The following is a 23,448-nucleotide window of genomic DNA, read 5'->3' as shown; positions in this document are numbered from 1 at the left end:
GAAGATCTTTGAGAAGGTAAGGGAACCATGACTGAATTACTCAACAGCCTAAGCACACAAAATGAATTTGTTGCTCGCCACAATGGGCCAAACAAATCTGACCAACAGAAAATGCTGGACGCGATTAACGTTCTAAACCTAGACACGCTTATCGACGAGACTGTCCCAGCACAAATCCGCCTAGAACAACCAATGACGCTAGACGCTCCAATGAGCGAAGCGGACATGCTGGTAGAAATGAAAAAATTCGCGGATTTGAACCAAGTAAAACGCACATTCATCGGTCAGGGTTACTACAACACCTTCACACCAAATGTGATTCTGCGCAACGTACTAGAGAATCCAGGTTGGTACACGGCGTACACGCCATATCAGCCAGAGATTTCACAGGGTCGTCTTGAGTCATTGCTGAACTATCAGCAAATGGTCATGGATCTAACAGGCATGGAAATTGCGAACGCATCTTTGCTTGACGAAGCGACCGCAGCAGCAGAAGCGATGACGCTGTGTAAGCGCGCTGGTAAGAGCAAGAGCAAAGTGTTCTTCGTGGCAGACGATGTCCATCCACAAACACTAGAAGTGGTGAAAACTCGTGCTGAGTTCATCGGCTTTGAAGTTCAAGTGGGTTCTTTAGAATCTCTACCAGAGCAAGACGTATTTGGCGCGCTCGTTCAATACCCTGGCACAACAGGTGAAGTTCGCGACCTAACTGACATCATCGCTGCCGCGCAAGCAAACAAGACGCTAGTCACTGTAGCGACAGACCTACTTGCTTCTGCACTGCTTAAGCCAGCGGGTGAGATGGGTGCAGACGTGGTTATCGGCTCAGCTCAACGCTTTGGCGTTCCTATGGGCTACGGCGGTCCACACGCTGCGTTCATGGCAACCAAAGATAAGCACAAACGTACCATGCCTGGTCGTGTAATCGGTGTGTCTATCGATACTAACGGCAACCAAGCTCTACGTATGGCAATGCAAACTCGTGAGCAACATATCCGCCGCGAGAAAGCGACATCGAACATTTGTACTGCCCAAGCACTGCTAGCTAACATGGCAGCGTTCTACGCGGTTTACCACGGTGAAGAAGGTCTAAAGACTATCGCTCGCCGTACGCACCACATGACGGCAATCCTAGCGGCTGGTCTAACTAAAGCTGGCTATGAATTGGCGCACAACAGCTTCTTCGATACCATCACGGTTAACACCGGTGAGAATACAGACAAGCTGGTTCAAAAAGCACTGGCGTCTGACGTCAACCTTCGTCAGCTTGAAGGTCAAATTGGTATCAGCTTCGATGAAACCACCACTATCGAAGACATCAATGCTCTATTTACTGTATTTGAAGTAAAAGAAAGCGTTGAAGCACTATCTACAGAGATTGCTGGCAACGAGTTGGCAGCGATTCCTGAAAACTGCCGTCGTACCTCTCGCTACCTAACCCACCCTGTGTTTAACACTCACCACAGTGAAACACAGATGATGCGTTACCTAAAACAGCTAGAGAACAAAGACTTCTCACTAACACACGGTATGATCCCACTTGGCAGCTGCACCATGAAGCTAAACGCAGCCGCAGAAATGATCCCTGTGACGTGGCCAGAGTTTGGCTCTATCCACCCATTCGCGCCACTAGAGCAAGCAGCAGGCTACACAGCCCTAGCTGATGACCTTAAGAAGAAGCTATGTGAAATTACAGGCTACGATGATTTCTCACTTCAGCCTAACTCAGGCGCATCCGGTGAGTACGCAGGTCTAATCGCAATCCAGCGCTACCACGAGAGCCGTGGCGAAGGTCACCGTAACGTGTGTCTGATCCCAAGCTCTGCGCACGGTACTAACCCTGCAACAGCGTCTATGGTGTCAATGAAGGTTGTGGTTGTTAAATGTGACGACAACGGCAACATCGATACTGATGACCTAGCAGCGAAGATCGAGAAGCATCGCGACAACCTATCAAGCATCATGATCACCTACCCTTCTACGCACGGCGTATACGAAGAGCATGTAAAAGAAGTGTGCGAGATGGTTCATGGAGCTGGCGGTCAGGTCTACCTAGATGGCGCTAACATGAACGCTCAGGTTGGTCTAACGAACCCAGGCTTCATCGGTTCAGACGTATCGCACCTAAACCTACACAAAACCTTCTGCATCCCGCACGGTGGTGGCGGTCCAGGTATGGGTCCTATCGGTGTTAAATCACATCTAGCACCATTCCTACCAGGTCACATCGAAAACGGTGTTGAAGGCGAAGACTACGCAGTGTCTGCAGCCGATCTTGGCAGCGCTTCAATTCTACCAATCTCGTGGGCATACATCGCGATGATGGGTGAAACTGGTCTAACGGATGCAACGAAAGTCGCTATCTTAAATGCAAACTACGTGATGGAGCGTCTACTTCCACACTATCCTGTTCTTTACCGTGGCACCAACGGCCGCGTAGCACACGAATGTATTATCGACATTCGTCCGCTGAAAGAAGAAACAGGCATCAGCGAAGAAGACATCGCTAAGCGTCTAATGGACTACGGCTTCCACGCGCCAACTATGTCGTTCCCTGTTGCGGGCACACTCATGGTTGAGCCTACCGAGTCAGAAGATCTTGAAGAGCTAGACCGTTTCTGCGAAGCGATGATCGCTATCCGCGAAGAAATGACACAAGTGAAAGACGGCGTATGGCCACTAGACAACAACCCACTAGTGAACGCACCACACACCCAAGTTGACCTTTCAAAAGATGCATGGGATCGCCCATACTCTCGCGAACTAGGCTGCTTCCCATCTGCTCACCAGAGAACTTGGAAGTACTGGCCAACGGTTAACCGTGTCGACAACGTTTATGGTGACCGTAATCTAATTTGTTCTTGTCCTTCGATTGAGAACTATGAAGATTAATGGAGTTGGTTAACTTCTAGAAATTGAAAAGCGAACCTTAGCGGTTCGCTTTTTTAATCAATTACCACGTTTGATTCGAGATAAAAATTACCCAGTAAACTCTTCAGAATCGGGACGATTGGTAAACTGCACACCATTTAAGAAGTCGCACAGCAGTTGGTCTTCACACTGTTTGTAGTTTTTGTTGTTTGGCTTGCGGAAATACGCACCAATTTCGTATTTACTTAAACTAATACCAACCACTTCTAATACGTCCAACACATCTTCTGCTTTCATATCTAGCGCAATGCGCAGCTTCATGAGAATCATGTTGTTGGTCAACGCGACTTCTGGCTTAGGTTGCTCGCCGTCTTTTTTGCCTCGCTTGAGGTTAATAAAGCCATTTAAGAATACCGCTAACTCTTGATCCTTCATCTTAACGCAAGATTTGTCGCTTTCATCTTTTAACCAGTTTGCCACTTTATCGTGAGCCACAGTGACTTCTGCCTGCTCGAAAGCTTTCATTATCTGTGCATTTTTAAGGTTTAACGCGTGTTGGATACGACGTAAAATTTCGTTGTTAGTCACTAGGGATTCCTAAAATGAGTTCTAAGGGTGAATAAAAATCCATCAATTACATGCGATTTGTGGGTGTCTTTATTCAATAGCGTAGTTGACGGTGACTCTAACAGAGAACACGTTTCTTAGGTAGGTTAAAAATGGAGATAACACTGCCTATTCGAACTAGTTAGCGAAGTATTGGTAAGCCCCCGATAATCTGGACATTGCGCAGATAAGAATAAGTAGGTCAAACAACCACGTTGTGGTTTGTGAGATTGAGTGTTGCTGCCACACTTTGGGACAGTTCTAACGCAAGTAGCCAACAAACAATGAGAGCCCAAAAAAGAACAACACTACCCCGGCCACTCTTTCGACTACGTGTATATAGTTCGATAACGGTCTTTGCACGCTGGGTTGGCTAATAATTGATGCAACAAGTAAATCCCAAGTTAGAACCGCGAAAAACATCCACAAGCCGCATGACACTTGCTGTGTCAATGTAACCTCGTTACCCAGAATCACTGTCATTAAACTCATATAGAAAAGCGCATTCTTAGGATTGAGTACCGCTGAGTTGAAACCTAGAACTAACTGTTTTGGTACTGACGGTACTTGTATTTGCTCAAAATCCAAATCAGTATTTCGTTTTTTACTTCTTAGCAACTCAGCCCCAAACAAAAGGAGCCAAAGCCCACCAATAGCTTCAACCATCTGATAGATAGCCTGATTATCACGAATAATCGTCCAACCAAATATTGCGACTCCAATATAGAACGCATTCCCAAGAGCAACACCCAAACAAATGAAGCGGCTCCCCCGTAATTTATGACGTATGGAGTGAGCAACGATCAAGAAAAAGTCTTGGCCAGGACTCAACAGCGCTAAAAAATGAGCAATAGCTAATGCAGGAAATGCAGCAGGGAAAAAGGTAGAGTAAGACATATTTGAGTATCCAATTAAAACACCCAAGTACTATGCTGTACTCCGTTTAATCATTATTGTCGAAAATTGACTTTATCTGTTGATATTGCTTAGGCGTTGAGGCTGTATAGGTCACAAAAGCCCGGTGTAACTGACTCTGATCAAAAAAACCGAGTTCATTAGCGACATCGGTAATGTCCATACCCCCTTTCAGAAGCACCTTAGCCTTCTCGACCCTATAATTGCTGAGAAATGATTTAGGCGTAATCCCAAACTGTCTTTTGAACTTTCTAATTAAGGTTTCAGGGCTATACGTTAGCTGGTTGGCGATAGCATCAAGCTGCGGAGCATTTTCAATATCTTTTAGCAGTAACTCTCTGACTTTGTATGCTAGGTCATCATTATTGTCACTCATGCAAGGTGTACAGTATCGACTTAACAGATGGAGTATAGAGTTTTCGATTGATGACGCGATATGGTGCGATTCACGCTCAATGAGCATAGAGATTGAACTTCCAAGTCCCAACTCACTAGCTTTATCGGAGAGAAAAATATGATCAACTTTGAAATTTTTTACTTCGACACTAAACAGCTTCGATAACGCACTACAACACCATTGATGATCTATGTAAAGCATGTGGTAGCTTCTAGAGTTGTTGTCTACAGGACTGCAGGCATGAACCAAATTAGGCTCAATAAGAATGATGTCACCTTTATTTAGCAGTACATTTGTATTGCGTAGAGACAAACATGTTTGACCAGCAAGCATGATTCCAATAGAGAGCTCCGGATGGTAATGTGCTTTGTAGCCCTGGGTACTATCTCGAGTTGTCCGTACCGTCAGATAGGGTGTCAGTTGGCTGGTCCAATACCCCTGACTGATGTTCCTTACATTACTCCCCATGCTAACAAATCACCTTTCCATTCAACGTTGGCGTATCGAGGCTTCCACATTACATAAAGTAAGTCAAAAATTCGACTTTGGTTTTAAGGTAATGAAAGAATAAAGCACAATTTGGGGCAAAAACGGTTTAGACCTACTCCACTAAACCGTTTCTATCAAGCTAGAAAAATACACTCAAGCAACAGCCTCGTCTTTCAGGCTCTCTAACGAAAACTCGGAATAATCGCCGGAATCCCAGGCAGCAAACCCACCAACGCCATCACACTACTTAGCACGATAAACATGATTCCAGGCAGTACCCAACGGCTCATTTTACTGAGTTCACCGCTGCGTTCTTTGCAGCCAACCAAGCCTAAATTGTCCAACAGCATGGTGAGGGACCAGCCAAATGCTGGGTTAACGAGCACCGAAGAAAACACAACAATCGCTGCCGATTGTGTGGTTTTCCCTTCACGCGTCATTTCCATTCCAGCCTCTAGCAATGGTACGAATACCCCAACAATGAGCGCAACACAAAGGACAGGTTGCCATATCGCAAGATCCATTGGGTAGCCCCAAACAGCAGCGATAATACAGAACAGTGCCGTTAGCAACGCACCAGCTGGTATAGGACGTTTAGCAATCGCTGCTGGCACGATATAAGTGCCCCACGACGAAGTAAAGTTAGTACCGCCAAGCAAAGAACCGAACGTTTGACGAATCGAGGCCGTAGTCATGGTGTCGTCGATGTTCATGTGTACTTTTTCTGTACGCTCTGGATAGCTAATTTTCTGGAACACTTGATGGCCTAAAAAGTCCGGTGACCACATCGCCACTGCTAAGATAGCAAACGGTAATACCACCATGAAGTGCTCAAGCGTTGGTAGGCCTAGCATCCAGCCAGTGTCCTCTCCCCACCAATACATAGGGTTCATGTTGGGCAAACCTGGCTCGGTTTGAAAAGAGAACGGAGCACCCATGGCAAACGCTAACGTCCCACCGAGTAGGCAGCTAAGCGGTACGGCTAGCCAGCGCTTACGAAAATGCTCCAATAAGGCGTACAGAATAATGGTGCAAAAGATCACAACAAAAGCAATGTGACTCATGCCGATTCCTTCGGCCCAAGCGAATAGCTTTTTAACTTGAGATGCGGTTCCAACAAAGCCTAAGTAGAGCAATAGCCCGCCACACACCCCTTTGCTGGTGAGGCTGGCTAACATGCTGCCACCTTTACTGATGGCTAAGACTAAACCAAACGCACCAATCAACAACCCAAAAGCCATAGGGTGTCCGCCAGCAGCGACAACAATGGGAATTAAAGGAATGAGTGGACCATGTGTACCGGCGAGGTTGGCGGTCGGCAATAAAAAGCCAGAGAAAAGAATAATGAAAACAGAGGCTATGAGTAGTTCATAACGCACGTTTTCTAAAACAAAGCCTTCATTAAGCCCTAGAGCGCCGGCAAACGTTGCGGCAATGGCACCCACCATAACCACTTTACCAATGGTCGCCGCCATCGCAGGGATAGTGTCTTCTATCTCAAATCGATAGTCTTTAAACGGCAAATTGGGACGCCAGCGTTTGGGCGCCATGATTTGCAATTCGTGTTCTAAATATTGTTCTCGGGAAGCAAATTCTGATCTTGGTTTATGCTGCTGTTCATAGTTGAGTTCATCCTCATTGGCTTGAGGCTTGTCAGTTGTTACATGTATGGACTCTAAAGTACTGCTCATTGTGATTCCTTTCGTTCACACTCTATGGTGTGTTGTTCCAGCAAACGTTATTGGTTCACTGCACAAAGGTTTAGCGAATCGTTTCTCACTCTTTTTTACTGCAAAGAGCTGGATGACTTTTCGCTATGAAACCTTGAAATACAGTCGCTAGTACCATATACCAAACCAAAAAAAACAAATAGTCTCAGACAGTTAGACATTAGTCGTAGAGTCCCACTACTAGTTTGGGTCTTACGTATTTGGATGGAACGGAATCAGGAAGTTACGATCGGATTGGCAGTCTCAGTTGCAAATATGAAAAAGCGAACCACTATGGGTTCGCTTTTTCGTTTCAAGTTATCAAGGTCTCAAGGTCTCACACACTAAAATTAACTCGTTTTTGCTGCGGCGTGTTGTTCGACCATAAAGGCAAGCATTTCATCACTTAAGCAAGATTTGCTGACGTATTGGCGCTGTTTACCCATGTGAAGAATGACTCCCAAATCACTTTGTTGTAGTTGGTCGATATCACCCCATGCAATGGTATTATTGACCTTGCCACTTTTATAAGTCACGCCTTTGGTGCCGATGGTAAGCTCCACTTTACTGCCAGCACTCGAACCAATGTTCTGACGCCACACCCACCAGCCTCTTTTAAAGTAGACGCTTAAAGCCTCGATAAAACTCAAAACAATAAAGAACCAACCCAAATAGCCGTTAGGCAATAACTCAAACTTAACTAAAACCGAGCCAAAGAGCAGAAACAGCGCAGCTTTGTAGTAGGATTTCGGGAACTCAGTTGGGGTACTGGTTTGATCGTAACACTCAGCAAAAAAGGCTTTGTTGAGGGTGTATTCTGCTGTGAATTCTTTGTTGTTGGGCATATGTAGTTTCTTTGATGTGATATTTTGTGTAAGAGGCTACTTAGTGCGCGACGTCGTAGCTTTCACATTGTATATGCTAATGCCACTTTTCTTTAGCAATTTTGATTCAACAAGCCATGCAATTCGAATTAACTGTTACCTTTACAACTGCTTGAGAGCTCAAGACTCAGAAAATCTTTGCTTTGATGCAACATCGTTACTGCCTCATAGCTGGCTGCAAATCGAACCTGGAACGTTGATACTACATCCTGTTGGGAAGAGCTCTCATAGTCATCTAATATGCTCACACTATGACTGACTATGTATGCGTCTTTAAAAGCAGACTTCGAAAGGACATCATTCAACCCCATGACACGCTGCTCTATTACTTCACCAAGCGCTTCACTTTTCGATATCCTATTTACATACATGAGATGAGCACTCACTTCTGTAGCTTCACAGTTGCCAATCGAGTAGCCCCAACTGCTCAAAGGTAGGAAGATACTGCAGAAAACCACCAACCATCTTGTCATTTAATAGATCTCCTTAATTTCAATTTCTGGGCACCTTCGTCTGTTTTCGACGCAAGAGCAATAAAAGTCGACCATATATGTCATCCTGATCATGAATGTTCATACTTTTCTCCGTACATTGCTCACGGGTAAACTATTAACAAATCCAGACACCAGAGCACCCAAAAATACCAAATCAAAAATACCTACACCCAGCCATAGAATTTTCACCCTAATAGATCCATAATCCCCCACCCTAAGAGTTACTTCGCCACCAAACACAGTAAGTAGTGCAACAACCATGACAACAAAGCCCAAAGTCGTTATCGGCCTAAATAACCCGAAGAGCCCAACCAATGTGGGTGCAGTAATGCGCGCTGCTGGGTGTTACGAGGCAGGTGAAGTGCGTTATAGCGGTACACGCTATAGCCGAGCCGTTAAATTTCAAACCGATACCCAAAACAGTCATGAACGAATTGCTTTGGTGGAAAAAGAAGATCTCACTGCGGATTTGGCGGATGATGTTGAAATCGTTTGTATTGAGTTTGCTGTTGGTGCGAGCTCTCTGCCTCACTTTGAACATCCTGAGAAAGCCATCTATATATTTGGCCCCGAGGATGGCTCGTTGCCACAAGAGATCGTCGATAAAGCTCATCACGTGGTTTACGTACCGACTAACGGCTGCATGAACCTTGCTGCGACGGTGAATGTGGTTTTGTATGACCGCCTAGCGAAAACCATGGGCACGATCGATGACCATCAACAAGTTATCGCCAATCGAGACAATAAAAACCGTTTAACAGTGAAAACGGTTTAAACCACTATACTCGTTATAGCTACCCTATCCTTCTTATAGATATCTCTGCGCGGCCCAGTTTGCTACACTCCGCCCATTGATAAGTGAGACCCTTAAAATGATGACTGACGAAGAAAGAATTGAACTGCAACAAAACAACCCACTACATGGGCTAAAGCTTGAAACCATGTTGCAAGAGTTAGTGGATTTTTATGGCTGGGACATTCTCGATACCGCAATGCGTTTCAACTGCTTTAACACAAAGCCTACGATTGCGAGTAGCGTGAAGTATCTGAAAAAAACTGAGTGGGCGAGAGAAAAGTTAGAGAACTTTTACCTTTATCGCTTCAAACGCATGCCAAGAGCGAGCGCAGAAGAATACAACATCCCACCAAGAGCACGCACCTTCCCGCACGGGATTAAACCGAAAGAGCCGATGGCGCTCACTGTTGAGTCGATTCTTAAATCACAAGCTAAAGCGGCTACAGCATTTAAGGAACGTTCAGGGCGCGGACGTCCACCACGTCGATAATGCATAGCTAAACACTCAAAAATAAAAAAGCCTTACTTGACGCTCAAGTAAGGCTTTTTAATTTTTTGATAGAAGCGGCAGATTGCAAAGTGAACTCGCTACCCGCCACGAGCGTGACTCTATTGATTGCGCTTTTTTTTCTTTTTGCCAGTGCCCGCTGGTTTTGCGCGTGGCTTCATCGGTGCAAAGTAGGCTTCGCTTTGGTCGTCTTCGACTTCAAAGCCTTTAACTTGCTCACGCTCAAGCTGGAATTTATTCTTCTTCTCGATCACTTTGAAGTGGTGATAGTCATCAAAATCAATCAGTGATAAACCCAAACCTACCTCACCAGCACGGCCGCTTCGGCCGATACGGTGCATGTAATCAGCAGGACTGCGCGGAAGATCGAAGTTAATCACAACTGGCAGTTTTTCGATATCTAGCCCGCGAGCAGCAATATCAGTTGCGATCAGCACTTGAATCTCGCCCGACTTGAAGCCTTCCAAAACGCGAGTACGAGCGCCTTGCCCTTTGTCACCATGGAAAACCTCCACAGTGATACCGCGTTTTGACAGTTTTTGAGCCAAGTGATTACAGGCGTTCTTTGCATTCACAAATATTAGCGTCTGGCGCCACTGGTGTTGCTTAATCAAATGAGCCAGTACCGCTGTCTTTTGACCTTTGTTCACACTGAACACGCGTTGCACCAAAGTGCTGGCTTCAGCACTTTGCAACTGAACCTCAACAGGGTTGTTCAATAAACCTTGAGAAAGGTTTGTCACTTTGTCAGGGAAAGTCGCAGAGAACAATAATGTCTGCTTTTGCTCTGGAAGTAGCGCTAGGATCTTGTTGAGCTCTTCGGTAAAACCAAGGCTTAGCATACGATCCGCTTCATCCAAAACCAATGTTTGTACTTGGTCTAGCTTGATGGCATTGCTAGAGACGAGATCCAGAAGACGGCCAGGCGTTGCCACAATCACATCCGCGCCACCACGAAGTGCCAGCATTTGAGGGTTAACCGATACGCCACCAAACACAGCAACCGTTTTAATCTTGTCTCTTAGATGATAAGAGTAAGATTTCACATTGTAAGCCACCTGTGAGGCCAGCTCGCGTGTTGGCACTAAAATCAGATGCGACACATAGTTGCCACGACGACTCGCTGAATTTTCTTGTTGATAAACCTTTTGAAGGATCGGCAACGCAAAAGCAGCAGTTTTACCAGAACCGGTATTGGCTCCACCAACAATATCTCGACCTTCAAGTACATGAGGAATGGTATGAGATTGAATTGGAGTCGGTTGGCTATACTCTAACGCTTCTAGGCGCTCGACTAAGGTTGGAATCAAACCAAGTTCGGCAAATGTCGTTTGCTGTGTGTTATCTGTCATTACAATGAGTGGCTCAGTGCTGGGTAAAGGGCGTGTATCTTATGCTATTTACCGCCAAGATGTTAGCAATATTCAGTTCTCAGCCTGTAACCAAAAAGCTCTCGGGAATGCGAGAGCTTTATTGTGGAGGAAAACAGGCTTACAGGTGTTTGAGCGAAATCCCCTCGCGATTAAACAAGTGGATCTTCTCTGGCTCTGCTTTTAGATAAATTTCTTCGCCCTTATGGAAATCTAATATACCTGGAAGCTTGGCTACAACAGCTTCTTCATGCCCTTCTACTTTGATGTGAAGTAACGTGACTTCACCCAAAGACTCAACAAACAGCACCTTACCCGACATCAGCGCATCCGCGGGTTCGGCAACAAGAAAATCTTCAGGGCGAATACCTAGTTGCAGCTCGGTGCCTGCTAAAGAATCCTCAGAGCACACAGGAACTTCAATATTAAGGCCACTTTCTGCGGTCACGAGTGACGCTTCACCCGCTTTCTCCATTCGAGCTTTGCTGATGTTCATTGCTGGAGAGCCGATGAACTGCGCAACAAAAACATTGGCAGGGTCGGTATAGAGTTCTAGCGGCGTACCAACTTGCTCGATACGACCAGAAGAGAGCACAACAATTCGGTCTGCTAATGTCATCGCTTCAACCTGATCGTGCGTCACGTAGATCATCGTTGTCTCAGTGAGCGCCTCCTTGAGATTAGCGATTTCAATTCGGGTCTGAACACGCAGCGCCGCATCTAAGTTAGACAATGGCTCATCAAATAAGAACACCTTTGGCTGCCTTACAATGGCTCGGCCAATCGCAACACGCTGCCTTTGACCACCAGAGAGTGCTTTTGGCAGACGATCCAAATAAGGTTCAAGCTGGAGCATACGTGCCGCTTCCATCACTCGTTCGTGAATGGCCTCCTTGGACTCTTTCGCAATACGCATCGCAAATGCCATGTTGTCGTACACGGTCATATGTGGGTACAGCGCATAAGTTTGGAACACCATGGCAATACCGCGCATCGCTGCAGGCAGTTCATTAACCCTGGCGCCTTCGATACAGACTTCTCCAGAAGTAATATCTTCAAGCCCTGCAATCATTCGCAATAGTGTCGATTTTCCGCAGCCCGATGGGCCAACGAACACAATAAACTCCCCTTGCTGAATATCGAGGTCAATCCCTTGCAGTACCTGAGTTTCACCGTATGATTTTTTGACGTTTGTTAAAGATAATCCTGTCATTTCACTCATCTCTTCTTAGAATCAGTCACATCGTTGAATCAGGTACTGTTTATTTAACAGAACCAGAAAGTAGCCCACGAACTAAGTATCTTTGCAGCACAAAGAACACAAATAACGGCACCGCGATTGAAACGAACGCCGATGCTGTCAAAATTTCCCAGTTGCCACCTCGAGATCCCAATAGCTCACGCAAACGCGCTGTCAGTACCATATGCTCTTCTCCTGTTCCTAAGAACACCGTAGCCACGAGCAAGTCATTCCACACCCATAGGAACTGGAAAATGGCAAACGACGCCAAAGCGGGAAACGACAGCGGCAGAACGATTCGCATGAAGATCTCAAAGTCCGTCGCACCATCGACTTTGGCCGATTCAATGATTTCTCTAGGTAGGCTGGAGATATAGTTCCGCAGCAAGTAAATTGCCAACGGCAAACCAAAGCCCGTGTGTGCAAGCCATATTCCAAGGTAGGTTTTCGCCCCGACACCAAAGAAGGCACCGATATCGTTGTAGAGCCTTAGCAGTGGGATCAATGACATCTGCAATGGCACCACGAGTAGGCCAACGACCAGCGCGATCAATAGATTGCGCCCCGGCATCTTCATCCACGACAAAGCGTAGGCCGCATAAGCCGCAATAAGGATCGGTATGATGGTGGCAGGAATGGTGACCGTCAGTGAATTAATAAACGAACGCCCTATCCCTTCTGCCGTTAATACCTCACGGTAGTTGTCTAAGCCAAACTTTGGCGGGACAACCGCAGTGTAGAAAATTCGTTTGCCACGTTTGCCAGTAAATGGCTCAGGCGAAGTCATCTTGTAGTGACCGTCTTCGCTAACCGTCAGTTTTCCGCCTTTCCGCATTTCTGCGACTTCGCTTGGTAAAAACTTAGTCGGCTCTCGAGATGAAAAACCAAATGCCATGATCTCTGTCTGTGTGTCGTTTACCAATAACTGCCCCGAAAGCACATAAACGTCACCTAACTTTACTTGCGTATCCGGGTTATCCGTACGAGCTACAAGGTTTTGCTTTGATGCCGTTAGAGAAGTCCACCAGCCTGATAAAGCTAACTGGTCTTTATCTCTAAAGGACGAAATAAGTAGACCCGCTGTTGGTAGCGTCCAGAGAATGACTATCAACAATACAGACAAATGCACCAGAATCGTTAACGGAGAGCGACGAAGTCGGCTGATACTAAACTTAGCGTTTTGTGGCTCTGACGATGAAGGAGTTGCAACTTTGGTCGTCATTATCGATCCTCCATCTGCGCACTGGCTTGACGCATGTTCCAAACCATAACTGGAATCACCGCGACCATGATGATAACGGCAATAGCCGCTCCACGCCCAAAGTCACCGCCGCCTCTAAACATCCAGTCAAACATCATGTTTGCAAGCACCTGAGTACTCCACTGACCATTTGTCATTGCTAGCACAATATCGAAAACCTTAAGTACCAAGATGGTGATCGTCGTCCATACCACGGCAATGGTTCCCCATATTTGCGGGATCAAAATCTTAAAGAAGATCTGCACACCATTTGCACCATCAAGAATGGCGGCTTCCACGGTTTCCTCCGGCACGCCGCGAAGTGCTGCGGCAAGGATTACCATTGCAAAGCCAGTTTGAATCCAAATCAGGATCACCATTAAAAAAAAGTTGTTCCAAAAAGGAATGGTTATCCAGGCCTGTGCCGTCCCACCAAACGCTTCGACAACGGCGTTTAGAATGCCAATCTGCTCTGAGCCTGGCGCACGATAGTCATAGACAAACTTCCAAATGATCGACGCACCAATAAAGGAGATTGCCATCGGCATGAAGACCAGACTCTTAGCAATGTTTCCCCAGCTCACCCTGTCAGTCAGAGCTGCTATAACTAATCCGAAAAACGTCGATGCGGCGGGTACCACAAGTAACCATAATAAGTTATTGAACAGAGACTCTCTAAACTCAGGATCCTTAAACAGCCAGGTGTAATTGCTCACACCAACGAATTTATCCCCGTTTCGGTCATGCAGCGATAGATACAAAGACTCAAAAACCGGGTAGATGAGGTAAAGCACTAAGAAGGCCAATGCTGGACCTAAGAACAACCACGGACGAATCGCCGCAGCCCGCCTCAGGTTCTTGGCCATGGTTTGGTTGGAGACATGTCTGGTTGGAAAAATAAGGGTAAGCAAGAAATTGCTGCCAACAAAATAGACAACGCAGCTCGCGACGCCCAACACCATGATAAATAGAGAGGAATAAAGCTGTTCCATCACTACCTCGCTCAATAAATGCCTAACAAAGGTGTGAAATGTGAACATCGATAGACGCTAAAAACGGCGTCTATCGACATCACGTTAAAGGGCCTTATTACTTAAGTGCATCCCATGTTTTCTGGATATCGCTAGCCACATCTTCGGCTGACTTACCGCCGCTGTAGTCAACCATTCCTGTCCAGAATGCACCTGCACCAATCTTACCAGGCATCAAATCAGAACCATCGAAGCGGAACGTCGTCGCATCGAGTAATATCTTGCCTTGCTTCTTGAGCGTGTCGTTACCATAAGCATCGATATTGACACCTTTATGCGGCGTTAAGAAACCCGATTGTGCCATCCAAATTTCGTGGGCTATTGGGGACTGTAGGAAAGACATAAACGCTCTCGCCGCTTTTGAGTCTTTAGTGATGCTCCACATGGTGCCCGCACCCAATACCGGTTTACCTAGATCTTTTGACTCATAAGCAGGGAAGTAGAAGAAATCAACATCGGCTCCCAGTTCCGTGCCTTCAGGGAAGAAGCTTGGAATGAATGATGCTTGACGATGCAGATAACACTTAGCGGGCGAAGTAAATAGGCCTTTTGGCGAGTCACGGAAATCCGTCGCCGCGACAGCGCGTGCACCACCATCTACAAACTTGTCGTTGCGAGCAAACCAACCAAATTCTTCAATCGCACCAACCACTTTCGGATCATTAAATTTAAGCTCGTTTGTTGTCCACTTATCATAATCAGATGGCGATTGAGTACGAAGCATCATATCTTCTACCCAGTCCGTCGCAGGCCAGCCCGTTGCACCGCCCGAACCGAGACCGACACACCAAGGTGTTTCGCCATCTTCCACGATTTGCTCGGTCAACGCTTTCAGCTCTTCCATCGTTTGTGGCACTTCGTAGCCCACATCTTCAAAGTTCTCTGGTACATACCAAACCAACGACTTCAAATCGACCTTATAGAAAAATCCATACAAGTGATCTTTACCATTTTTATCTGCAAACGTTCCTAGATCGACCCAAGATGAGCCAGCAGCATAGTTGTCGTTTACCCATTCACCCATCTTTGGATCCAGCGGAGTAAGAAAACCTTTTGAGGCTAAATCCGCTGCCAGCCCAGGTTGTGGGAAGATGGCTATGTTAGGGGCGCTCCCCGCTTGAACGTCAATGGCAATTTGCTGCTCAAAGGAATCTGAACCAGAGTAGTTCACTTTGGCACCCGTTGCGGCTTCAAAGTAAGCAATGACGCTTTCAACAAGCTCTTTGTCTTCAGTCAGCCAAGGATCAAAAATGGTGACGGTTTCACCTTTTAGATCCATGTTTTTCAGCGCTTCGTAGCTCTGCCAATTGAAACGGGCATCTTCGCCTGGTGCGAATTTGAGGTCAGCCGCAAAAGCGGCAGAGGTAGAAATGGTCACAGCGATTGCACTAGCAAGTAGGGAGGTTTTCATCAGCAAGACTCCATGTATTGGGATACTTTTTATTTGTCTTTATGTCCTTGGCTTTTCGGATTACTGCACATACAACTAAACAACTTAATCGGTTAAGCCAGTACTAACTACCTTAAAACCTTATTGACATTTCGACCACTTTCTAACCAGTTCTTGCGCCATCGATCATGTTTTATGAACTCAAGCTTTCAATAGGATGACGAAGATCAAACTATTTAGCGCGCCTAAAACACCCACACTTCCAATCCTTCTTAATCGTTTTAGAATTAGTAGAAATCATCCTTCACTATTGGTTAAAATCTTCGCCAAAAACAGAAGTTATTACCATAAATAAAAGATAAGTAGGGATTACTATGCAGCGCAAGAAGCCCACTCTCAAAACGGTAGCAGCGCATCTGGGTGTCTCAACGGCAACGGTCTCAAATGCCTTCAATCGTCCTAGTCAACTTTCCAAGGGGCTGAGAGAAAACATCCTGCTAGAGTGTGAAAAGCTTGGCTACACTGGCCCAAGCAGCACAGCACGTAGCCTGCGCACGGGAAAAACGGGCGTGATTGGCGTGTTGCTGGCGGATAACTTGGCGTACAACTTCACTGACCATGTGGCAACCGAGTTTTTGGCTGGCGTATCAAAAACGTTGGACGAAGCGCATGTCAATATGTTGCTGCTTCCTCCTAGCAAAGAGAACTATCAAAACACCCAAGTTGAGACGATTCCCGATAGCTTTATCGTCTATGGCAAGCCCGTAGATACCAGCATTGTTGATCTCATACTGAGGCAGCATAAGCCTGTCGTCGCAGTCGATTTTTCAATACCGGATACTCCGTCTATCAATATCGACAACCATAAGGCGAGTTACGATATTGCTAAACACGCCATTCACAACCCCAGCGACAATGTGTTGATTTTGGGGCTCAGGCTAGAACCGTCGACATCTCTTTCACTGGCGAACCTTGACAACCTTTACTCCAGCGAAGAATCGGTTTCACGCTGCCGCTTTGAAGGTTACAAACAAGCGTTAGAAGAAAACCACATTGCACTGTCGAATGAAAATATTTGGCAAATCCACGATCTAGAAGAAACCAGTCTAAAGACCATGCTACGAGGCACGCTAACAGCGCCAAAAAAAGTCGATGTTCTGCTTTGCATGAGTGACAAAATCGCCCTTGCCGCGCTCGCAGTATCACAAGAGCTTAATCTATCGATTCGAATTGTTGGCTTCGATGGCATTCCACAAGCCGCCGAATCCGGGCTAACTACTGTTCAACAACCTATTGCTAAAAAAGGCCAAATCGCTGCGCAGATGGCGCTTGGTCAACTACCCTACGAATCTATTCAGCTGGATACGGAGCTTATCATTCGCAGCAGCAGTTAGAATTTACTTCACTTGCTAAGGAGAACACTTCCATGAGTACGGAACAACTGGAGCAACGTTGGTGGCATGACGCCGTGGTTTATCAAATTTATCCGAGAAGTTTCAATGACGTCAATGGCGACGGTATCGGAGATATTCCTGGCATAATCGAAAAGCTAGATTATATCCAAGGACTAGGCGCCAATGTGATTTGGCTGAGTCCTGTTTACAAATCGCCCATGGATGACAACGGCTACGACATTTCTGGTTATCGAGAGATTGCCCCAGAGTTTGGAACCATGGCCGATATGGAAGTGCTTTTAAAAGAGGCTGATAGACGAGGCATTAAGATTGTCATGGATTTAGTCGTCAATCACACCTCTGATGAACACCCTTGGTTCATTGAATCCAAAAGCAGCAAAGACAATCCAAAACGCGATTGGTACATCTGGAAAGATCCTAAAGAGGATGGCAGTGAGCCCAACAATTGGGAGTCCTTCTTCAAACCTAAAGCATGGACTCTGGATGAAGCAACGGGTCAATATTACCTGCACCTGTTTAGTAACAAACAGCCAGACTTAAACTGGGCAAACCCAGAGGTCAGAGAAGCTATCTACGACATGATGCACTTCTGGCTTAAAAAGGGCTTGGGTGGCTTTCGAATGGACGTCATCAACATGATTGGCAAGCCATCTGATTTTCCAGATGCCACTATTTTTGACTCCGGTGTTGCCGGTTGGGAGCATTGGTCAAACAACCTATTGGCTCACCAATACCTTAGAGAAATGCATGAGAAGGTATTGAAACACTACGACGTGCTAACCGTTGGTGAAACGCCATTTACCACCACACTTGATGGCCGCTACTATTCACATCCCGCTCGTAATGAAATCAGCATGATCTTTCAGTTCGAACACGTGAGCATTGACCGTGAAGAGCATAACGCGGTTAAGAAAGACTTTGATTTGGTTCAGTACAAAGAGATCATGTCTCGCTGGCAAGAAGACTTGTATCAGAAAGGTTGGAATAGCCTCTACTGGAGCAATCACGACCAGCCTAGAACCGTGTCGCGCTATGGTTCAGACTCGCCTGAATACCGAGTGATCAGTGCCAAAATGCTCGGCACCGTTCTACATATGATGAGTGGTACTCCGTATATCTATCAGGGTGAAGAGATCGGAATGACAAACAAACACTTCAACAACATTGAAGAGTTTAACGACTTAATGGCGAAATTTCATTACCAAAAAATGTTGCAGCGCGGCATCTCCGATGAGGACGCTATCGCCTTTCTGAACGATTTTTCTCGCGACCATGCTCGAGTACCCGTTCAATGGGATAACAGCGAGCATGCTGGCTTCACCACCGGTACACCTTGGCTGCCCGTGAACCAGAACTACGCCGATATCAATGCTGAGCAAGCCATAAACGATGAATCGTCGATATATCATCATTACCGCCAACTGATCGCCCTGCGTAAAAGTGACGAGTTTGGCAAAGTGATTGTGTACGGCGACCACACTTTGCTCGACCCTCAAGATAGTGAAGTGTACGCCTACATTCGCTCAATCGATGGCAAATCGCTACTCACTATCGCGAACTTCAGCTCTCAAACCGTTCAGAGAACCTACCCATACAGTGTGAAGCAAATAGTGATCAACAATTACCCTGGTTCACTGAGCTCGATTCACAATATAGAACTCAAACCGTATCAAGCGCTTGTGATTGAGATTTAATCAATACACATCAGATAGTTGATTAAGCGAACCGCCAATGGTTCGCTTTTTTCATCAGTGCTAGCTCACCTTTTTAAATCACAAATTACGCCAACACCACAACAATATGTATTGCCCATCATAATTACCAGCAAAAAAACCTCTTCCAATAGCCATATTAAAAACCATCCTCTCAATAGACTTCCCACCAATTTCATACACTTTCCTCTGTTAATCACAAAAGAGGAAGTAACATGTCTGATTTTTATATCATTGATACACAGTACGATCACTTAACATCCACTATCGATAATAAGGACGCCTTATTACGTGAAGTCCACAATTATATTGAGACTACTGGTGATCGGGAAATATTTGAGTGCATTATCAATAAGAGAAGCGAGCAGATTGTAAATTCTCAGCTATCTTCTTGTTCTAGTGGTAATTTAGATAGCCAGTATCAATCTGAAAGCATGGCAATTTTGATAAATAACACTGAGCTATTTGGTGTGCCAAATTTCTATCGTTATATAGAGCAGCAGTCCCAGTCACTGTTTGGAGGGCTGTTGCCCTTTTGGGCCGAGTATCAACGCTTCGTACTCATGCTAGACGCTGACGCAGTTGAGAAAGCTATGCCTAGGATTAAGGAAACTATACCTTGTGAAGAATTACCTAGTGAAGAATTGAAAATCTTGGCCAAGGTTGAATTGGAAAATGGATTTCACGCTGAGCTTGTGCAGAACATCGAAGCAGATTGCAGGAAATTTCTGACGTACTTCTCCGACCAACCTCTAAGGCTCTCAAACGCCAATGCACTGATGAACTTGGAAACTTTCGTGAAGCAACAGCACTGGTATGAAATGCTATTCGAACTGGATTTATCCGCTCAAGGTGAACATTTTATCCTTTATCAATGCGATGAGCATGGCAGAAAGACCTTACTTTCGTCTGCGAAGATTCAGCGCTGGAACATAAAAGACGATTGGTTAGCGTTTGCACCATTTTTCCAATCGGATAGTTGGAAGGTCTCATTGAGTGATAGAAATATCAGAACGTTAGAGGCTTCTGGAATGTTTGATGGCTCTTTATCCAACCGCCTCAAGCTTTCAACACCGCAACATCTCGATCAGTCGTTTTCACAAAGCTTGGCACTTGGTGATGATTGCTGTGAGCTAATTAGGATGGCTGTAAGTGGTTCCACAAGTCGTTTGAATACAATTCTATACCTATCTATTAAACACATCGCTCTGTTCATGAAACTGGTAGGCATGAAAGGTGTGTATGTCATCACGGAACAGCCTGCTCTGTTGTACTTCTTTCAATCAGTCAACTTATATAGTGATGATCCAGATTGTTACGTTCCAATGACGTATCAGCAAATAACCCCGACAAAACCTTACACATATAAAGGATTAATTTTAAGTGTTCCAATGGTTAAAGCTATTGGAGAATGCAATTATAAGCAGTACTATAAGCAAGTGTTGTCAGCAAGGAAGAAGAGCACGACTCATTTTGCATCATGCCTGAAATTCTAAAATTAGCTTGCTCTGATACACCAGGACTTATCATGTTTATGATCGGTACTGGTGTATTGGTCTGGGCGATTTACATGTCATACAAGATGGTGAAGAACCAGTTTAAGGTAGATCAATCGATCTACCTTCCTTACTGTCTTTATGCATTTTTCATCGCATGTTGGATTTATACCAATGCTTATTTCCAATCGGATTTAATCACTTATTATGATCCTGATGTCGCCCTAGCAATGGCTATAGGGGCAAATATTTTCTGTGCTCTTGCTATTTTGTCGGCATATTGGTTTTCTTGTAAGCTTATCTCTAAAGCTAAAAATAGAAATATCTCTAGATTACAATCCATTATATTAATAGGATTGTCAGTTCATTCTCTGATCGTTAACTTAGTTCCTGACATGACGGTCATCGATGTTGAAGTGTATTCATCTGGTAAATTCCTAATTCTCTTTGGTGAGTACAACAAAATATTTTTCCTCACCGCTCCGTTTATCATCGCACTAACCTTTCTCAACTTTGTTCGCGCATGGAAAAGTGATCTCAGGCTAACACAGCTCAAGTCCGGCTATATGATGGCTGGTGTGATTGTCTTTATGGCATCCACCTTAGTTGTAATGATCGTCATTCCTTATTTCTTAAATGACTTTTCACTGGTATGGGTAGCGCCCACGCTATCGGTGCTTGAGCTGATGATAATCGGCTATGCTCTGCTATTTAACCGCTTTTACAGCGGGCGGTATATTGCTCTAGTAGGCATCAGCTCACTGACCAATATCGCTCTGTTCATCATTCCCGCCGTGCTTCTCGCATCCACCGGTAGCTATCAAAACATTACTTTACTTGGGTGGGTTGTCTTTACTGGCCTTTTCTATCAAAAATCTCTCAAAAAGGTCTATTGGTTCTTCAATCGTTTGTTGTACGGAAGCGCTGGTAACAGCATCGATCAGATCTGCAGTCTTGATTCAGAGTTTCGATTTTCATGTACTGAAGCGATAGAGCGACTCAACCACATATTAGGTGTCTCGAACGGTTATGTGCGCCAAACCATCGCCGAGAAAGATGCTCAGGTATTGGAATTTCTGCAAAAAGGCGAGCGCATTCTCGTGAAAGATGAGCTTATCTATATCCTCAATCATCATATTGACGCTAAAGAGAGCATGGGCGATATCATCGACTATATGGTCGCCAACAAGATATCACTTATCGTGCCTATTTTTGATAATAGAAAGCGAATATCCCACCTATACCTTGCCAACCAGTCAGAGCAGCATCCGCTAATCACCGCGGATCAAGTGGTTGGGCTGCTCTTACTGTTTAAAGAGGCCAGTCGTTGGATCATCGCCGAAGATAAAGTGCGAAAAAGCCAAATTCTGGCGGGCTCCATTGCCCATGAAATACGTAATCCGTTTAGCAAGCTCAAATATCAATTCGAGCAAATTGACACCAAAGTCTTGGGTAATGATCCCACAGATTTAGGCAACCACAACTCAGAAGAAATCAAACAGCTGCACCAAGCGTTGCATGAGAGTAAGCGTGCCGTTCAATCTGGCACACGGTTTATCGATGCTATGTTGTCGGAGTTAAGAGGTGAATCGCTCAAAACCGATCGCTTCTCATCCCATTCTGCTGGCGAGTTAACGTTGGCTGCTATCAATGACTTCAGCTTTAACAAACCTGAGGATCGTCAACGGGTCAATGTGAATATTGAAGACTTCGCATTCTGGGGTGACGATACCCTATTCAGCTTTGTTATTTACAACCTACTTAAAAATGCCACTTATTACTTTGAGCAATATTCACACAGTAAAATAGACATCGGTTTTCAGCGACGAGAGAACATCAATACGTTGTCATTTACCGATTTTAGCCCCGGCATCGCGGAGACCCACCTCGATCAAATCTTCGATGACTTGTTTACTCAAGGCAAAGGAACCGGCACCGGACTTGGACTTTCGTATTGTAAACGCGTCATGGCAGCGTTTGGTGGTGATATCCAATGTCGGTCGCAGCTAGGCAAATTCACAACGTTTGAGCTTACTTTTCCTGTCATCGATGAATCCGCATACGAAGCCAGACTGCATACTCAGCTAAAATCCATCTTAACAAACAAAAAGGCGTTGGTGATCGCCCCGCACACCTCACAGGCATGGCTACGACAATGTCTCGATGACGAGTTTGCACTTTCGGTTCATTATGTTTCTGCGCAGCAACAAGCACTGGGCTACTTGGCCAATACTGACGTTGATTTTGTGCTGGTTGCCGACCTCGAGCCTTCAGCGGCCAGTGAAACTGCAAATGCCATCCATGACGCCAATCAGCAAGGTACTATCCCGACACTTTTCTGTACCACTCGTACAGAAGAAGAATTGAGCTATGTTGATGCATTTCAAGCAACATTGCTGACGTTCAGTAAGTACAGCTTTTGGAGCACTTTCGTTAAAGCCGAACAAGCTGGCGCGTTGAAGAAAAAAGAATCCCTCATGGGTAAGAAAGTATTGGTTGTCGACGATACCCACGTTAATCGTCTACTGGTACAAAGTTATCTAGTGACAGAGGGGGTAAAAGTTGAGCAAGCGGCCTCCGGCATTGAAGCCATTGAAAAGGCGAAAAAGACAAAGTTCGACCTCATTTTCATGGATATCCGCATGCCCAACATGAATGGCTTTGAAGCATGCAAAGAAATTCGAAAATTCACTGCATCAACGCCAATTGTGTCACTATCAGGCGAATGCGGATCGGATGCTCGCCAGTCCATTGCGACGCTTATGGATGACTATATCCATAAGCCAGCGGATAAAGCCAAGCTCGTCGACATGCTGCAAAAGTGGTGCAATGGCAACAGCACCACACCGCATAGGGTAAAGCAGCTAGAAGCGTAATTTGGCAAG

Annotated in this window: 18 protein-coding genes; 7 read left to right on the top strand and 11 right to left on the bottom strand. The window is 45.4% G+C overall.

Annotation, left to right across the window (positions count from 1 at the left end):
• Positions 1-27 precede the first annotated feature (27 nt).
• Positions 28-2,892 carry an aminomethyl-transferring glycine dehydrogenase gene (gcvP, locus tag PG915_RS21580; protein WP_353499048.1) on the top strand — a complete coding sequence of 955 codons (2,865 nt, stop codon included), beginning with the start codon at positions 28-30 and terminating at the stop codon, positions 2,890-2,892.
• Positions 2,893-2,979: 87 nt separating this feature from the next.
• Here the strand turns inward: gcvP and PG915_RS21575 are convergent, their stop codons facing one another.
• The 6 genes from PG915_RS21575 to PG915_RS21550 all read right to left on the bottom strand — a co-directional run bounded on the left by PG915_RS21575 (position 2,980) and on the right by PG915_RS21550 (position 8,344).
• The gene (locus PG915_RS21575; protein WP_221070201.1) at positions 2,980-3,459 is read right to left on the bottom strand and encodes a DUF1456 family protein; all 480 of its coding nucleotides are present in this window, start codon (positions 3,457-3,459) and stop codon (positions 2,980-2,982) included.
• A gap of 279 nt (positions 3,460-3,738) precedes the next feature.
• Positions 3,739-4,401, bottom strand: coding sequence for a LysE family translocator (locus PG915_RS21570; RefSeq protein ID WP_353499047.1), 663 nt, complete (start codon positions 4,399-4,401; stop codon positions 3,739-3,741).
• A gap of 19 nt (positions 4,402-4,420) precedes the next feature.
• A complete protein-coding gene (locus PG915_RS21565; RefSeq protein ID WP_353499046.1) occupies positions 4,421-5,257 on the bottom strand; it encodes an AraC family transcriptional regulator in 837 nt (278 codons plus the stop codon).
• A gap of 203 nt (positions 5,258-5,460) precedes the next feature.
• Entirely contained in the window at positions 5,461-6,969 is a 1,509-nt protein-coding gene (locus tag PG915_RS21560) for a DUF3360 domain-containing protein (protein WP_353499045.1), read from the bottom strand.
• A gap of 368 nt (positions 6,970-7,337) precedes the next feature.
• Positions 7,338-7,832 (bottom strand): YcxB family protein, encoded by a 495-nt coding sequence (locus tag PG915_RS21555; protein ID WP_353499044.1) that lies wholly within the window; start codon positions 7,830-7,832, stop codon positions 7,338-7,340.
• A 128-nt stretch (positions 7,833-7,960) separates the two neighbouring features.
• Positions 7,961-8,344, bottom strand: a complete 384-nt coding sequence (locus PG915_RS21550) for a hypothetical protein (RefSeq protein WP_353499043.1) — start codon at positions 8,342-8,344, stop codon at positions 7,961-7,963.
• 280 nt (positions 8,345-8,624) lie between these two features.
• Here PG915_RS21550 and PG915_RS21545 point away from each other — a divergent pair, with 280 nt between their 5' ends.
• The gene (locus PG915_RS21545) at positions 8,625-9,140 is read left to right on the top strand and encodes an RNA methyltransferase (RefSeq protein WP_353499042.1); all 516 of its coding nucleotides are present in this window, start codon (positions 8,625-8,627) and stop codon (positions 9,138-9,140) included.
• Between the two features lie 97 nt (positions 9,141-9,237).
• Entirely contained in the window at positions 9,238-9,651 is a 414-nt protein-coding gene (locus PG915_RS21540) for a VF530 family DNA-binding protein (RefSeq protein WP_353499041.1), read from the top strand.
• A gap of 119 nt (positions 9,652-9,770) precedes the next feature.
• On the opposite strand, the gene PG915_RS21535 is transcribed toward PG915_RS21540, so the two are convergent.
• From PG915_RS21535 to PG915_RS21515, 5 genes are all read right to left on the bottom strand, one after another.
• A complete protein-coding gene (locus tag PG915_RS21535) occupies positions 9,771-11,021 on the bottom strand; it encodes a DEAD/DEAH box helicase (RefSeq protein WP_353499040.1) in 1,251 nt (416 codons plus the stop codon).
• A gap of 139 nt (positions 11,022-11,160) precedes the next feature.
• A complete protein-coding gene (locus tag PG915_RS21530) occupies positions 11,161-12,252 on the bottom strand; it encodes an ABC transporter ATP-binding protein (protein ID WP_353499039.1) in 1,092 nt (363 codons plus the stop codon).
• Between the two features lie 49 nt (positions 12,253-12,301).
• Complete coding sequence (locus tag PG915_RS21525) at positions 12,302-13,501, bottom strand: carbohydrate ABC transporter permease (RefSeq protein WP_353499038.1); 1,200 nt, start codon at positions 13,499-13,501, stop codon at positions 12,302-12,304.
• Entirely contained in the window at positions 13,501-14,511 is a 1,011-nt protein-coding gene (locus tag PG915_RS21520) for a carbohydrate ABC transporter permease (RefSeq protein WP_353499037.1), read from the bottom strand. Before PG915_RS21520 ends, PG915_RS21525 begins: the two co-directional genes overlap by 1 nt.
• Before the next feature lie 97 nt (positions 14,512-14,608).
• Complete coding sequence (locus tag PG915_RS21515; RefSeq protein WP_353499036.1) at positions 14,609-15,961, bottom strand: ABC transporter substrate-binding protein; 1,353 nt, start codon at positions 15,959-15,961, stop codon at positions 14,609-14,611.
• Positions 15,962-16,314: 353 nt separating this feature from the next.
• Between PG915_RS21515 and PG915_RS21510 the strand changes: the two genes are divergently transcribed.
• The 4 genes from PG915_RS21510 to PG915_RS21495 all read left to right on the top strand — a co-directional run bounded on the left by PG915_RS21510 (position 16,315) and on the right by PG915_RS21495 (position 23,439).
• Positions 16,315-17,334, top strand: a complete 1,020-nt coding sequence (locus tag PG915_RS21510) for a LacI family DNA-binding transcriptional regulator (RefSeq protein ID WP_353499035.1) — start codon at positions 16,315-16,317, stop codon at positions 17,332-17,334.
• Between the two features lie 32 nt (positions 17,335-17,366).
• Complete coding sequence (locus PG915_RS21505) at positions 17,367-19,049, top strand: glycoside hydrolase family 13 protein (protein ID WP_353499034.1); 1,683 nt, start codon at positions 17,367-17,369, stop codon at positions 19,047-19,049.
• 233 nt (positions 19,050-19,282) lie between these two features.
• Entirely contained in the window at positions 19,283-20,563 is a 1,281-nt protein-coding gene (locus PG915_RS21500; protein ID WP_353499033.1) for an acyl-homoserine-lactone synthase, read from the top strand.
• Positions 20,564-20,595: 32 nt separating this feature from the next.
• Positions 20,596-23,439 (top strand): response regulator, encoded by a 2,844-nt coding sequence (locus PG915_RS21495; protein WP_353499032.1) that lies wholly within the window; start codon positions 20,596-20,598, stop codon positions 23,437-23,439.
• Positions 23,440-23,448: the final 9 nt, after the last annotated feature.

This window comes from Vibrio sp. CB1-14 (assembly GCF_040412085.2).
Lineage (GTDB): Bacteria > Pseudomonadota > Gammaproteobacteria > Enterobacterales > Vibrionaceae > Vibrio > Vibrio chaetopteri.
Note: the sequence above shows the minus strand (reverse complement) of the source record. Positions and strands in the feature narration are given on the sequence as shown.

Excerpts from the sequence above, each read along its gene's own strand:
- gcvP (WP_353499048.1), top strand. The coding sequence starts at position 28 with ATGACTGAATTACTCAACAGCCTAAGCACACAAAATGAATTTGTTGCT.
- PG915_RS21565 (WP_353499046.1), bottom strand. The coding sequence starts at position 5,257 with ATGGGGAGTAATGTAAGGAACATCAGTCAGGGGTATTGGACCAGCCAA.
- PG915_RS21560 (WP_353499045.1), bottom strand. The coding sequence starts at position 6,969 with ATGAGCAGTACTTTAGAGTCCATACATGTAACAACTGACAAGCCTCAA.
- PG915_RS21555 (WP_353499044.1), bottom strand. The coding sequence starts at position 7,832 with ATGCCCAACAACAAAGAATTCACAGCAGAATACACCCTCAACAAAGCC.
- PG915_RS21550 (WP_353499043.1), bottom strand. The coding sequence starts at position 8,344 with ATGACAAGATGGTTGGTGGTTTTCTGCAGTATCTTCCTACCTTTGAGC.
- PG915_RS21545 (WP_353499042.1), top strand. The coding sequence starts at position 8,625 with ATGACAACAAAGCCCAAAGTCGTTATCGGCCTAAATAACCCGAAGAGC.
- PG915_RS21540 (WP_353499041.1), top strand. The coding sequence starts at position 9,238 with ATGATGACTGACGAAGAAAGAATTGAACTGCAACAAAACAACCCACTA.
- PG915_RS21535 (WP_353499040.1), bottom strand. The coding sequence starts at position 11,021 with ATGACAGATAACACACAGCAAACGACATTTGCCGAACTTGGTTTGATT.
- PG915_RS21530 (WP_353499039.1), bottom strand. The coding sequence starts at position 12,252 with ATGACAGGATTATCTTTAACAAACGTCAAAAAATCATACGGTGAAACT.
- PG915_RS21525 (WP_353499038.1), bottom strand. The coding sequence starts at position 13,501 with ATGACGACCAAAGTTGCAACTCCTTCATCGTCAGAGCCACAAAACGCT.
- PG915_RS21520 (WP_353499037.1), bottom strand. The coding sequence starts at position 14,511 with ATGGAACAGCTTTATTCCTCTCTATTTATCATGGTGTTGGGCGTCGCG.
- PG915_RS21515 (WP_353499036.1), bottom strand. The coding sequence starts at position 15,961 with ATGAAAACCTCCCTACTTGCTAGTGCAATCGCTGTGACCATTTCTACC.
- PG915_RS21510 (WP_353499035.1), top strand. The coding sequence starts at position 16,315 with ATGCAGCGCAAGAAGCCCACTCTCAAAACGGTAGCAGCGCATCTGGGT.
- PG915_RS21505 (WP_353499034.1), top strand. The coding sequence starts at position 17,367 with ATGAGTACGGAACAACTGGAGCAACGTTGGTGGCATGACGCCGTGGTT.
- PG915_RS21500 (WP_353499033.1), top strand. The coding sequence starts at position 19,283 with ATGTCTGATTTTTATATCATTGATACACAGTACGATCACTTAACATCC.
- PG915_RS21495 (WP_353499032.1), top strand. The coding sequence starts at position 20,596 with ATGTTTATGATCGGTACTGGTGTATTGGTCTGGGCGATTTACATGTCA.